At 72.1% G+C, this 14,056-nt stretch carries 9 protein-coding genes; 1 reads left to right on the top strand and 8 read right to left on the bottom strand.

Translation table 11 applies throughout. The features are described 5' to 3' along the window. Positions 1-15: 15 nt before the first annotated feature. The 6 genes from JOD63_RS09550 to JOD63_RS09575 all read right to left on the bottom strand — a co-directional run bounded on the left by JOD63_RS09550 (position 16) and on the right by JOD63_RS09575 (position 10,428). Positions 16-5,730: a DUF11 domain-containing protein gene (locus JOD63_RS09550; protein ID WP_045274803.1), complete on the bottom strand. Its 5,715-nt coding sequence runs from the start codon at positions 5,728-5,730 to the stop codon at positions 16-18. Between the two features lie 32 nt (positions 5,731-5,762). Next, complete coding sequence (locus JOD63_RS09555; RefSeq protein WP_052682409.1) at positions 5,763-6,563, bottom strand: NUDIX hydrolase; 801 nt, start codon at positions 6,561-6,563, stop codon at positions 5,763-5,765. Positions 6,564-6,637: 74 nt separating this feature from the next. Further along, complete coding sequence (locus tag JOD63_RS09560; protein ID WP_045274804.1) at positions 6,638-7,855, bottom strand: MFS transporter; 1,218 nt, start codon at positions 7,853-7,855, stop codon at positions 6,638-6,640. A gap of 90 nt (positions 7,856-7,945) precedes the next feature. Continuing rightward, positions 7,946-8,254, bottom strand: coding sequence for a thiamine-binding protein (locus JOD63_RS09565; RefSeq protein ID WP_045274805.1), 309 nt, complete (start codon positions 8,252-8,254; stop codon positions 7,946-7,948). A 13-nt stretch (positions 8,255-8,267) separates the two neighbouring features. After that, positions 8,268-9,515: a glycosyltransferase 87 family protein gene (locus tag JOD63_RS09570; RefSeq protein ID WP_045274806.1), complete on the bottom strand. Its 1,248-nt coding sequence runs from the start codon at positions 9,513-9,515 to the stop codon at positions 8,268-8,270. Positions 9,516-9,597: 82 nt separating this feature from the next. Beyond that, positions 9,598-10,428, bottom strand: coding sequence for an ADP-dependent NAD(P)H-hydrate dehydratase (locus tag JOD63_RS09575; protein WP_045274807.1), 831 nt, complete (start codon positions 10,426-10,428; stop codon positions 9,598-9,600). Positions 10,429-10,457: 29 nt separating this feature from the next. Here JOD63_RS09575 and JOD63_RS09580 point away from each other — a divergent pair, with 29 nt between their 5' ends. Beyond that, positions 10,458-11,525 carry an NADH:flavin oxidoreductase/NADH oxidase gene (locus tag JOD63_RS09580; protein WP_045274808.1) on the top strand — a complete coding sequence of 356 codons (1,068 nt, stop codon included), beginning with the start codon at positions 10,458-10,460 and terminating at the stop codon, positions 11,523-11,525. Positions 11,526-11,579: 54 nt separating this feature from the next. Here JOD63_RS09580 and JOD63_RS09585 read toward each other — a convergent pair whose 3' ends face one another. Then, a complete protein-coding gene (locus JOD63_RS09585) occupies positions 11,580-12,641 on the bottom strand; it encodes a hemolysin family protein (RefSeq protein ID WP_045274809.1) in 1,062 nt (353 codons plus the stop codon). After that, positions 12,638-13,969, bottom strand: a complete 1,332-nt coding sequence (locus JOD63_RS09590) for a hemolysin family protein (RefSeq protein ID WP_045274810.1) — start codon at positions 13,967-13,969, stop codon at positions 12,638-12,640. Before JOD63_RS09590 ends, JOD63_RS09585 begins: the two co-directional genes overlap by 4 nt. Positions 13,970-14,056: the final 87 nt, after the last annotated feature.

Raw genomic sequence — 14,056 nt, forward strand, 5'->3', positions numbered from 1 at the left:
AGGCGAGGCGCGTCGTCAGTCGCGCAGTTCGCCGCGGCGACGCATGCCGTGGAGCCCTCGCAGCACCGAGACCGTCGCGCCCGCGATCACCAGCGCCGCGCCCCACAGCGCGGCCTCCAGTGGCCACGGCGCTCCGGTGGGCGGGAGGTCACCCGCGGCTGCGGGGTCGGGTGACGGGGAGCCTGGCCCGGGAGCCGGCCCCGACGTCGGCGACGGCTCCGGTGACGGCTCGGGCTCGGTCGTCGGCGTCGGCGTCGGCGTCGTCGTCGGCGTCGGCGTCGTCGTCGGCGTCGGCGTCGGTGTCGGCGCCGCGACCGAGAACAGGATCTCGTCGTAGTTGTCGTCACCGACGGCGTCCTGGGCCGCCGATCCGACGAGCGCGCCATTGACGATCTCCCGCACCGCGGCTGCGGGAACTGCGGTGACGATGACCCGTGCGGTCGCCCCGACCGCGAGGGCGCCCAGCTCGCAGGTGACGATCTCGATTCCCTCCGGGGCGCTGACCTGGCAGGTGCCGCCGCCGGGCGCCTGCGCCGACTCGAATGCGAACCCGTCGGGGAGGGAGTCGCTCACGACGATGCGAGGCGCGGACTGGGGGCCGGAGTTGACGACGTCGATGGCGAACGACACCGGGCTGCCCACGACGGGCCGCGCGGTGAGGACGGACTTCGTCACCGCGATGTCTGCGAGCACGAACACGTCGACCGTGGCGCTCGCGCTGTTCGACGCGGAGTCGGGGTCGGGGGTCGCCGACGACACGCTCGCGGTGTTGGTGATCGGACCGGGCTCGAGCCCCTCGGGCAGATCGACGACGATGGTCGCCGAGGCCGACGCGCCCGCGGCCAGCGTCGGCTGCGTGCAGGTGACGACTCCGTCCACTGAACCGCAGGCGAGTCCCGCCGAAGCCTCGACCGAACGCAGCGTCGTGCCGTCCGGCAGCACGTCCTCGAGCACCATCTCGGTCGCGTCGGACGGGCCGGCGTTCACGACGCTCAGGGTGTAGGTCACCGCCTCCCCCGCCGCCTGGGAAGGGGCATCGGCCGTCTTCGTGAGCACGAGGTCGGCGGACGAGACGATCCGGACGGGGATCTCGGCGCGGTTGTCGGAGAAGTCGTACTCACCGGTCGTCGGCGACGAGGCAGCCGCGATGTTGACGACCTCGGCCGCCGGCTGCGAGGGGTCGATCGAGGCTCCGATGCGCACCGTCCGGGTCTCCCCGGCCGCGAGGGTGCCGATGCCGCACGAGACGAACACGTTCCCCTCGAACACGGCGGGCACACAGGATGCGTCCGACGAGGCGGGGTCGAAGGTCAGCTCGGCCGGGAAGAGGTCGCCGACCTCGGTCCCGACCGCATCGGACGGGCCGGCATTGGTGACCACCAGGCTGAACCCCGCGAGGCCGCCCGCGGCGAACTCCGGGGCATCGGCCACCTTGGTGATCGACAGGTCGCCGACGGCGACCACGTCGTTCGCCGCGTCGGCGCTGACGGTCGACGAGACGGGCGATGTCACCGTGGCGGTGTTCACGACGTTCGCGGTGCCCGCGAGGCTCGGCAGCGTGCGGCCGGCCAGCGTGATGCGCACCGGCGGCGGCTCGATGACGCGTCCGGGTCCGAGGACGGTGCCGAGCTCGCAGGTGACGGTGCGCGGAGGCGTGATCGAGCACGATCCCTGCGTGGCAGACGCCGACTCGACCACGAACCCCTCGGGGAGGGTGTCGGTGACCACGACGTCCGGCGCGTCGGCTGCGCCCTCCCTCGTCGTGTCGAGCACGTTGGCGACGACGATCTCGTACCCGAATGCGCCGCCGGGCACCACGTCGGCATCGCCGTCGCCGTCGACGTCGGTCAGCCCGGTCACGGACTTGGACACCGTCAGTGTCGCCACAGGATCGGTGACCGTCAGCGGTGCTTCCGACACGTTGTCGGCTGGATCGTCGTCGGGGGTGGCCGAGGTCACGGTCGCGGTGTTGACGTACTCGCCCGCCTCGGCGTCGGAGAGGGTGACGCCGTCGACCTGCACCACCCACGCCGGGTCGCCCGCGGCGAAGGGCGGGATGTCGCCGAGGGGGCACTGCAGGTCGCCGCCGCTCCACGAGCACTGATCGGTGATGTCCTCCGCCTCGCCCCCGCGCACGATCCGCACCTGGTTGACGAAGAAGCGGGTCATGGTCGACGAGTCCACGAGCACGACGTCGCGCGCCACCGATGGTCCGTCGTTGCGCACGTCGATGAGATAGCCCGACGGCGTTCCAGCCGGGGCTGCGGAGGGGACGGTGAACGAGAAGTCGTCGAACTCGAGCGAGTAGGTGCGCTTGGAGACCGAGAGGTCGGCGAGGGCGCCGACCGGATTGGTCACCGACGCGACGTTGTTGTCGGTCGTGGGGTCCACACGATCCGGATCGGTGAGTTCGACGGATGCGGTGTTGGTGAGCAGGGCCCCGGGCTCGAGATCGGCATCGAGTCGCACCACGATCGGGAAGACGGCCGCGAATCCCGCGGGCACGTCCGGGAGTGCGCAGCTGACGGTCGAGGGCGGCGTGAACACGCACTCGTCGATCGACGACACGAAGGTCACCCCGTCGGGGAGCACATCGGTGAGCACGGCGGTGGACGCGTCGGAGGGCCCGGCGTTGCCCGCCGCGACGTAGTACGTGATCTCCTCGCCCGCGGTGAAGGTGCGCGGCGGCTCGTTGGTCGGACCGGGTGTCGTGTCCCACTTCAGCGCGATCAGATCCGAGATCGCGCGCGAGGTGATCGTCGCCGACGCGGTGTTGTTCGCCGGCGCCGGATCGGTCGCGTCCGACGATGCCGTCACGGTGTTCACCGCGCCGGTGTCGAGGTCGAAGTCGGCCGGCACATCCATCAGCACGTCGACGGAGACGCTCTCGCCCACGCCGAGGACCTCGGCATCACAGGCGATCACCCCGTCGTCGACGTCGCACGCGGGTCCTCCGGCGGTCGGCACGACGTCGACGAGGACCAGGCCGGGTGGGAGCGTGTCGGAGATCGCGACCCCGGTCGCAGCCGACGGACCGCGGTTTGTCACCGTCAGCGAGAAGGTCACGCGCGTGCCTGCCGCCGGCTGAACGGGGTCGGCGCTCTTGGTGACCGCGAGGTCCGCGATCGTCTGGACCACGACGGCGGCGGTCGCCGCGTTGTCCGTCGGATCGGGGTCGGCTGTGGCGGCCGACGCCGTCGCGGTGTTCTCCACCGAGACGGCGGCCTGGTCCGGTGCGACGTCGGCCACGATCGTGATCGTCGCGGACGACGTCGCGCCCGAGGCATCCGGGCCGGGAAGCGCGCCCAGGTCGCAGGTCACCACCGATGCGGCGTCGCAGGTGCCGCGGCTGGGGGTCGCGCTGACGACGGTCAGGCCCGCGGGGAGCACGTCTTCGAGGATGACCTCCGACGCGGTGGACGGACCGTGGTTGACGACCTGCACCGTGTAGGTCGCCTGTCCCCCGGCGATCACCGCGCCGACCTGCTTGGCCACGGACACGTCCGCCGACGGGGCTGCGGTGGTCAGGCCCACCTCCGCGGTGCTGTTCTGCGCGGCGGGGTCCGGCGTCGTCGACGTCGCGGCGGCGGAGTTGAGCACGGCGAGACCCTCCGGCGCGTCGGGCGAGAGCCGCGCCTGGATCGTCATCGTCGCCGTCGCGCCCGGGGCGAGCGAGGGCAGGTCGCAGGTCGCGGTGGCGCCGGCGACCGTGCAGGTCGCGCCCGGAGCGGCGGCCGAGGTGAGCACCAGCCGTGCGTCGCCGACGGCGTCGGCGATCACCACGTCTCGCGCGGTGGAGGGACCGTCGTTGCGGACGCTCACGGTGTAGGTGGTCGATTCTCCGGGGATGAGCACGGCGTCGGCGACGGTCTTGTCGACCACGAGGTCGGCGCTGCGGACGAGGGCGACCGACGCAGCAGAGGTGTTGTCCGCGAGATCGGGGTCCGCCGTGCTCGACGACACCGACGCGACGTTCACGAGGGACCCCGCGCCGGAGTCGGGCGGTGTGGTGAGCACCACCGACACGGTGGCGTCGGAGTCCGAGGCGATCGTGCCGAGGGCGCACGCCAGTTCACCGTCCGCTGCGGTGCACGTGCCCTGACCGGGCGTCGCCGACACGAGAGTCGCGCCGGCGGGGAGGGCGTCGACGAGGGCGACCTGCGCGGCGGCGTTCGGCCCGTCGTTCGAGACCACGATGGTCGCGGTGACCGCCCCGCCGATCACCCCGGGGTCAGGCCCCATCGTTTTCACGACCGAGACGTCGGCCTGCGCGGCGATGGGGATCTCCGCCGGGGCGACGACGTACGACAGGTCGCGGCCGAGCGTCGCCGCGGTGTAGTCGAGCACCGCGGCGTTTCGCAGCGTGGTGCCGGCCGCCTCGGTCTCGACGGTCGCGCGGATCCGCGCCTGCCACTGGCCGTTCACCGGGATCGTGCCGATCGCGCACTCCACCTCCTGCCCGGTCGCGGTGCACGACCCGCTCGACGCCGTCGCCGACACGAACGTCACTCCGGGCGGGAGCGTGTCGGTCATCACGACGTCCACCGCGGCATCCTGCCCCGTGTTCGGGTAGGTGAGGGTGTACTCCAGTTCGTCGCCCGGCTCGCCGGGAGTGCGGCCCGCCAGGTTGGCCACGGTCTTGGAACTGCTGGTGAAATCAGGGGCGAACAGCCGGATGGCGGTCGTGGCCACGCCGGGGAAGTAGCGGTCGCCGGTGCTCTCGAACGACAGCGTGGCGCTCGTCGCCCCATTGGCGATGCCGCCGGCCGCGAGGTTCTTGACGTCGTAGCCGAACATGTTCACGTGCGCCGGCGTGCGGGTGGAGACGCTCGTGCCGTTGTCGTCGTTGGTCCCGTTGAAGAAGTTGCTGCCGCGGGAGAGAGGCGTCGTCGACAGGAGCGTGTCGTTCAGGCGCGCGTTGTCGCCCGATGTCGCGAAGTCCCCCTCGTAGGCGACCATGCCCAGCTGCGTGTCGACGGGGCCGCTCAACGGCGCACGGAACCCCGACAGCACGACCTGCTGCGGCTCGTCGCGGCCGACATCGGCGAACCCGTCGAACACCGTGAGATTGCGCAGCGGCAGCCCCGGCGCGCGGAACACCACCACGAGCGACCAGCCGGCGTAGCGGTCGGCGCCGGTGCCGGTGGCGACATCCGCTCCCCAGTAGGTGCCGGTTCCGGCGCCCTGCACGAGCGCGGTGACATCGGCGAACTGCTGATACGCCTGATCGCCCGCCGTGGGGCCGAATCCGGCCTGAGCCGTCACCGTGCGGTACGCGCCCTCGCCCGGAAGCCGAAGACGCATCTGCTGACGTGTGCCGGTCGCGGCGATGCCGCCGTCTCCTCGCGAGAGCCGCGCACCCCAGTACAGTCCGGCCCAGATCACGTCGGAGCCGACGGGCCCGGAGACGACCGAAGAGGAGGAATTGACGGTGCTCGCATCGGCGTCGGCGTCGAGGTGCGCCATGGTGAAGCCGTTGTTGTTCACACTCGCCGTCCCCGCCCGCGCCGCCGCGCACCGGGCGTCGCTCGTGGGGCAGGACAGCAGGTTGTTGCCGAAGATCAGGATGGTGCCGTTGTCATCCGTGCTGAACCTCGCCGCGAACGGCACGATCGACTCCGCGCTCGAAGCGACCGGGAAGAGGGCCACCACCAGGAGCAGGCTGATGAGACCTGCGACGGCGACCTTCAGTCGGTCCCGCCGCCGTCCACGCTGCTTCCCCCCGCGCACGCGGCCAACCTAGCAGGTGGGTGCCGCGCGCATCAGGTGCGCGTGAACCGCCACGGCAGCGCGCCGATCTCGAGCCGGTGGCGCCCGCGCGGGTCACGCGCGGCGGCGTCTTCGTAGTCGGCGTCGCCCTGCCAGAGCAGCACCGGACCGGATGCGGTGCGCTGGGCGACGGTCTCGAACCGGGTGGGACCGCCGATGCGCAGCGCCGCGATCAGCGTGGCCGCATCCGGCTGATGCTGCAGGTCGTGGAGGGTCACCCACGTCGGCGGGTACAGGGTCAGAGCTCCGCGCGCGTGGCGCGCGAGGGCGTCGGACGGGCGCAGCCACTGCGCCGCGACGGCCTCGGCGGGCGAGAGCGTCAGTTCTCCGGGCGGCGCCGCGACGGCGAAGAACCAGGTGCGGATCCGCAGCGCGATGCCGGGCGGAGGATCCCACACCGACACGGGCACGAGATCGTCGGCCCCGACCACCAGCCCGGTCTCCTCCTGCGTCTCGCGCACGGCGGCACGCACCGCCGCGGCGCCCTCGACCGCGGCATCCGCTCCCACCTGCCGGCCGTCGCCCGCGTCCGCGCCCTCCTCCGCCTCCGCACGGCGATCCGCCGCATCGACCTTGCCGCCGGGGAACACCCACGCACCGGCGAACGAGCCGCGGTCGGGCCGCTCGAGCAGGAGCACCTCGGGGCCCGCGGCGCCGTCACGCACCAGGACGACGGTCGCCGCGATCGGGATGCCCGGATCGGCCGCATCCTCGGGTCTGCGCGGGCGGGAGCCATCGAGCGTGTCGCCGAGCGCGCGCGTCACCGGGTCTGCGGGCGGCGTCGGGTCCGGCATCCGGCAACTCTAGTCCGTGCCTGAGCCGCCGCTCCGGCGGCGCGGACCGTGCCCGCACGACGCCCGGCGCGACCTCACGCCGCGATGAATGCGCGGCGACGCTCCCCCGCGAGACTCGCCAGAGCCAGCACGAGTCCGCCGAGCGCGAGCGCGACGCCGACCCAGGCGGGCGCGATGTACCCCCAGCCCGCGGCGATCACCAGGCCGCCGAGGAGCGCACCGAGGCTGTTGCCGATGTTCAGCGCCGAATGGTTGAGCGCCGCGGCGATCGACTGGTTGTCCTGCGCGACGTCCATCAGGCGGGTCTGGATCGTCGGGCTCAGTACCGACGAGACGAATCCGGTGCAGAAGACGAAGAAGGCCAGCGCCCAGATCCAGGTCGCGGTCACCGCCAGGAGAGCCAGCACCACGGCGAGCGCGATGAGCCCGCCGACGAGCGTGCGCTTGAGGTCGCGGTCCGCGAGGTGCCCGCCGACCAGGTTGCCGATCGTCATGCCGAGTCCCATGAGCACCAGCACGATCGGCACGACCCACGCGGGCGATCCCGCGACGTCGGTGACCATCGGTGCGATGTAGCTGTACACGGCGAAGAATCCGCCGAACCCGATCGCGCCGACGCCGAGCGCGAGCCACACCTGGCCGATGCGGAACACCTTGAGCTCTGCTCTCAGGGTGCGTCCGGGGTCGCCCGGATGCTCGGGCACGAAGATCGCGATGAGCACCGTCGCGGCGAGGAAGATGGCCGCGACCACCATGAACGCCGACCGCCAGCCCGTCTGCTGACCGAGGTACGTGCCGAGGGGCACGCCGACGACGTTCGCGACGGTGAGTCCGGTGAGCACGAACGCGACGCCCTGGGCGCGCTTGCCGGGCCCGAGGACGTCGGCCGCGACGAGTGCGCCGATGCCGAAGTACGCGCCGTGCGGGAGTCCGGCGAGCAGGCGCGACACGGCGACCCACTCGAAGGTGGGGGCGAGGAAGGTGAGCGCGTTGAAGACCGTGAGCGCCAGGGCGAGGCCGATCATCACGCGATGACGCGGGTACTTCGCGACCGAGCCGGCGATGGTCGGCGCCCCGATCACCACGCCGAGCGCGTACAGCGAGATCAGCCAGCCGGCCTGGGCGATCGCGTCTTCCGGGCTGGACGCCCAGACGCCGGGCAGCAGGTCGGCGGCGATGTCAGGCAGCAGGCCCATGACGACGAACTCGGTCATGCCGATGCCGAAGCTGCCGACGGCGAGGGAAAGGAGCGCCCACGTCGCCGCCCCCCTCGTGAGAGTCGAGGAGGTCACCGCGCCATGCTAGCGGCGCCGCGTGCCGGCTGTCGAATCGATTCGGAGGATGCGTCGAACGCGCATCGCCCGATGACGGATGCGCCCGCCTCAGCCGAGGTCGTCGATCGCCGACTCGAGTCGGTCGATCTTCGCGTCGAGCTCACCGGTGTATCCGGGACGGATGTCGGCCTTCAGTACGAGCGACACGCGCGACCCGAACGGCAGGACCGCTTCGGTGGCGCGCTTGACGACGTCGAAGACCTCGTCCCACTCCCCCTCGATCTCGGTGAACATCGAGGTGGTGCGGTGCGGCAGCCCGCTCTCGCGGACGACGCGCACCGCAGCGGCGACGGCATCGTGCACCGAGCCGTCGGCGCGGCCGGTGCCGCTGGGGGCGACGGAGAAGGCGATGAGCATGGGAGACCTCCGGTCAGGTGGGGGACGGTTCCGAGGCGGATGCGTCGTCGGCGGCCGCCGGACACAGCCGCACGCGGCGATGCGCGGGCACGCGGGCGACGAGCACGACGCTCCAGACGAAGAGGGCGACGAGGAGGATGTTCCGCACCACGAGCAGCGCGACGGCCGGCGGCTGGAGCACGAGGATCTCGTCGTACCACGTCGGGAAGATCCCCTGGGTGAGGGCCAGCGTGACGATCGCGAGGGCCGCGGGCGCGATCCAGCGGTGCCGGTCGAGCACGAGGCCGATCACGAGCGGCGGGATCAGCCAGGTCATGTACTGCGGCGAGCCCACCTTGTTGAGCACGATGAAGCCGAGCACGAGCGCCAGCGCGAGCGGAGCGAACAGCCGTGCGAAGGTCGCGCCCCGCCAGGCCTGCAGCGCGCCGAGCCCGGCGATCGCGAGCATCCCGATCATGAGCACCGGCGTCATCGTCGCGATCACCGGGTCGATGCCGGGACCGGTGACCTGGAACGTGATGAGGTCGGCGTCGTAGTACAGCCAGGCACCGGGCACCCCCGTCGCCGCCATGAGCACGTACACCGAGCTGATCGGCGCCTCGATCTGCAGCCCGCGCGTCGTCTGGTCGCCGATGAACGAGAACAGGTGCGCCGCTCCCCCGGCCGTCACCACGACCAGCACCGCGATGGCCGACACGGCGGCGGCGCCGCAGATCACGGCCAGCCTCCTTCGCACGGCGATGAGCCCAGCGGCGAGGAGGGCCGCCGGCCAGACCTTGACCCACGTCGCGGCCGCCAGGAGCACCGACGCCACCCACGGGCGTCCGACCAGCCAGAGGCAGCCGAGCACGGCCAGCGGCACCGTGAATCCGTCGAGGCGGAACATGCCCACTCCCCCGAGGGCGAGGATCGCGGCGAGCCAGAACCAAGCGGCGAACACGCGTCCACGCGAGCGACCGCGCCCGACGAGGATCGCGAAGGCGACCGCATCGGCGGCGGTGACCACGAGCCCCCACGCGAGGGTGTACTCGAGCGCCGGGGTCAGCGCGTGGGCGAGGAGGATCGGCCCCCACGCGAGGATCGGATACACCCAGCCTTCGGTGAGCCCAGGCACCGTCGTGCCGCCGGTCGCGAGCGACGCCCACCACCGGTAGAGCTGGTCGACATCCCACGACGCCGCGTGGTCGTCGGTGAAGCCGAGCCAGATCGTCACGGCGTGCACGAGCACGAACCCGATCCACAACGCCGCCCGCCTCGACACCTGACCATCCTAGGGAGCGTCGTCGCGGCACCCGCACCCGAGGCCGCCGTCCACGCCTCGCAGCATCCGCGCCCACCCGCGATCAGACCGAGGAGAGCACCTCGGCGACGGCGCGCGGCAGCGCCTCTGCCACGTCGAGCGCGGTGACCGGACCGCCTCCGACGGCGGAGCTCGCGATCGCGCCGGCGCGCCCGTGGAGCCACGCGCCCGAGGCGGCGAGCGCCGCGAGCCCGTCGGCACCGGGAACGCGGTCGGCAGCGGCGACGGCGACCAGCGCGCCGATCGTCCCGGCGAGCACGTCGCCCGTGCCCGCCGTCGCGAGCCACGGCGTGCCCTCCGACACCGTCACCGGTTCCGCGCCCGGCGCCGCGACGACGGTCTCCGACCCCTTCAGCAGCACGACGGCCCCCGTCGCATCCGCCGTCTCTCGCGCCGCGTCCGACCGCGGCCCGCGCGGGGGCGGGAGGCCGAGCGCCGTGCGCAGGCGCGCATGCTCGCGGTCGTGCGGGGTCAGGATGCGCGGAGCTGTGCCGTGCGCCGCGATGTCGAGCGCACCGGCATCCGCCACCACCGGATCGGTGTCGGAGAGCACCGCGCGCAGGATCTCGGTCTCGGCGGCACCGCGGGCCGCGGCATCCGTCCCCGACCCCAGCACCCAGGCCTGCACCCGCCCGTCCGCGACGACCGTCTCGGGTCGGCGTCCGAGCACGAGCGCCGTCGGCCGCGGCGGACCGAGGTAGCGGACCATGCCCACGCCGGTGCGCCAGGCCGCCTCGACGCCGAGCACGGCCGCGCCCGGGTAGAGCTCCGAACCGGTCCGCACCCCCAGCACGCCGCGGGAATACTTGTCGTCGAGCGCCGTTGGTGCACGGAGGGCGCGCACGACGTCCTCCCTCGTCCACACCCGTGCCATGGCGCCACGATACCCCCGGAGCTCCACCGATGAGTCTGCTGTTCACCCCCCTGACCCTGCGCGAGACCACGGTGCGCAACCGCCTCTGGGTGTCGCCGATGTGCCAGTACAGCGCCGTCGACGGGGTGCCGCAGGAGTGGCACCACACGCACCTCGCGCAGTTCGCCTCGGGCGGCGCCGGCATGGTGGTGGCGGAAGCCACCGCTGTCGTTCCCGAGGGGCGCATCTCGCCCGAGGACGCGGGCCTGTGGACCGACGAGCAGCGCGACGCCTGGGCGCCGATCACTGCCGCCATCCGCAGCCGCGGCGCTGTGCCGGGGGTGCAGCTCGCGCACGCCGGCCGCAAGGCGTCGACGTGGTCGCCGTTCTCGGGTCGCCGCGGGAGCGTCCCCGCCGCCGACGGCGGGTGGCAGACCGTCGCCCCGTCGGCCCTCGCCTACGACGGCTTCGCCGAGCCCGTGGCACTCGACGCCGCCGGCATCGACGCGGTCGTGGCGGCGTTCGGCGCGGCTGCCGCCCGCGCGATCGAGGCGGGCTTCGAGGTGCTCGAGGTGCACGCCGCCCACGGCTACCTGCTGCACCAGTTCCTCTCGCCGCTCACCAACGTGCGAGACGACGAGTACGGCGGATCGATCGAGAACCGCGCCCGGCTGCTGCTGCGCGTGCTCGACGCCGTGCGCGCCGCAGCGCCCGCAGCTCCCCTGCTCGTGCGGTTCTCGGCATCCGACGCCGCCCCCGGCGGATGGGATGCCGACGACACGTCGACCGTCGCCCGGTGGGCGGCCGACCGCGGCGCGGACTTCTTCGACATCTCCAGCGGCGGGCTCGTCGCCCACCAGCAGATCACCACCGGCCCCGGCTACCAGGTCGACCTCGCCGAGCACGTACGCAGGGTCGCCGGCGTGCCCGTCAACGCGGTCGGAATGATCGACGACGCTGCGCACGCCGAGAGCATCCTCGCCGCCGGGCGCGCCGACGCGATCATGTCGGGCCGCCAGTGGCTGCGCGATCCGCACTTCGCCCTGACGGCGGCCGGCGAGCTGGGCATCGACATCGGGTACTGGCCCCCGCAGTACGTGCGGGCGCGCCGGGGCTGACGACGAACAGGCCCCGCTCCGCCGGGTGGCGGTGCGGGGCCCGAACGTCTGCGATCAGCGGATACCGCGGCGGGTGGCGTCCTGCACCTCGCCGACGAGCTCCTCGATGATGTCCTCGAGGAACAGCACCGCGGTGATGCGGCCCGTCTCGTCGCGCACCTGCGCGAGGTGTCGACCGGCCCGGCGCATGACCGCGAGGGCGTCCTCGAGGTCGGTGGTCTCGAGGACCGGCACCATGTGGTGGATCCGCTTCGCCTCGATCGGGCGCGTCACCTTCGCCTCGGCGACCTCCGGTCCCTCCGCGGCGCGGAGGATGTCCTTCAGGTGCACGTACCCGACGGGGATGCCCGCGTCGTCGACGATCACGTAGCGCGAGAACCCGTGCTTGGCGACGGCGCGCTCGATGGCGGCCGGCGTCGTGCGCTCGGGCAGCGTCACCAGATCGGCGAGCGGCACCGCGACATCCATCGCCTTCTTGTCGGTGAACTCCACGACGGCCGCGACCGTACCGGCCGAGTCGTCGAGGACCCCCTCGATGCGCGACTGGTTGACGATCGTCGCGACCTCCTCGAGGGTGAACGTCGATGCCGCCTCGTCCTTGGGCTCGACGCGGAACAGGCGCACGATGTGGTTGGCGATCCAGTTGAGGGTGACGATCACCGGGTGGAACACCTTCGACACCCACACCAGCGGGGTCGCGAGCATGAGCACCGCACGATCGGGCACCGAGAACGCCAGGTTCTTCGGCACCATCTCGCCGAACACGACGTGCAGGTACGACACCACGAGCAGCGCGATCACGAACGCGATGCCGTCGACGACGGCCTCCGACCAGCCCGTGAGGCCCAGCGGCTCGTAGAGCAGGTGGTGGATCGCCGGCTCCGACACGTTCAGGATCAGCAGCGAGCAGATCGTGATGCCGAGCTGGCTGGTCGCGAGCATGAGCGTCGCGTGCTCCATGGCGTACAGCGCGGTCTTGGCCGAGCGCGAGCCCTTCTCGGCGAGCGGCTCGATCTGCGATCGTCGCGCCGAGATGACGGCGAACTCGGCGCCGACGAAGAAGGCGTTGGCGATCAGCAGCACAACGAGCCAGGCGATTCCTGCCCAATCGCTCATCGCTGATCACCTCCTTCCGTCGTGTCTTCGTCTTCTCGGACCGGATGCGGGGTGAACCGCACGCGGTCGACGCGGCGGCCCTCCATGCGCTGCACCTCGAGGGTGCCGTCCTCGATCTCGACGGTGTCGCCCACCACCGGGATGCGCTCGAGCACGCTCATGACGAATCCGCCGACGGTGTCGTAGACGTCGTCCTCAGGAACCCGGATGCCGGTGCGGTCGAGCACCTCGTCGGGGCGGAGCTCGGCGGGGAACAGCACCGCGCCCTTCACGCGCACCACCCCGGCCCGGCGGCGGTCGTGCTCGTCGAGCACCTCGCCCACGATCTCCTCGACCAGGTCCTCGAGCGTCACGACACCGGCGGTGCCGCCGTACTCGTCGACCACGACGGCCATCTGATAGCCCTTGGCCCGCAGCTCCGCGACGAGGGCGTCGAGATGCACGGCTTCGGGCACGCGCAGCGGCTCGCTGGCGAGGGCGGCTGCGGGCACGTCGCCGCGCCGCTTGCGCGGCACGCTGACGGCGGCCTTCAGGTGCACGATGCCGGTGATGTCGTCCATCGACTCGTCGTAGACGGGGAAGCGGCTGTGCCCGGTGCGCCGAGCGAGCTGGATGACGTCTTCGGCCGATTCGTCGGCGGCGAGGGCGTGGATGCTCGGCCTCGGCGTCATGACGTCGGCCGCGGTCAGCCGAGCGAACGTGAGGCTGCGATTGAGGAGCGACGCGGTGTCCTCCTCGAGCACGCCCGCACTCGCCGAGCGGCGAACCAGGCTCGACAGCTCCTCGGCCGTGCGCGCACCCGAGAGCTCCTCCTTGGGCTCGATGCCCATGGAGCGCAGCACCCCGTTGGCGCTGCCGTTGAGCACGACGATCGCCGGACGGAAGACGGTGGTGAACGCGACCTGGAACGGGATCACGAGCTTCGCCGTCTGCCGCGGCACGGCCAGGGCGAAGTTCTTCGGCACGAGCTCGCCGATGATCATCGAGAAGATCGTCGCTGTCGTGATCGCGATGACCACCGCGAGCGGGCTGACGAGCCCCTCGGGCAGGCCCCACGCCGTGAACACGGGGCGCAGCAGGTTCGAGATCGCCGGCTCCATCGTGTAACCGGTGAGGAGCGTGGTCAGCGTGATCCCGAGCTGCGCACTCGAGAGATGCGTCGAGGTGATCCGGAGCGCGCCGATCGTCATCGACAGCCGGGTCTCGCCCGCCTCGCGGCGGGCTTCGAGGTCGGCACGGTCGAGGTTGACGAGAGCGAACTCGCTGGCGACGAACAGACCGGTGCCGATTGTGAGCAGGAGCCCCACGCCCAACATGACGTAATCCATCACGCATCACCCCCGATCGAACGGGAGGAGGGTCGGTGGGGCGAGCGTCTGCAACTAGGAGGGTCGTCCATCGTGCCGACAAGTCTA

The sequence above is a fragment of the Microbacterium terrae genome (genome assembly GCF_017831975.1).
GTDB lineage: Bacteria > Actinomycetota > Actinomycetes > Actinomycetales > Microbacteriaceae > Microbacterium > Microbacterium terrae.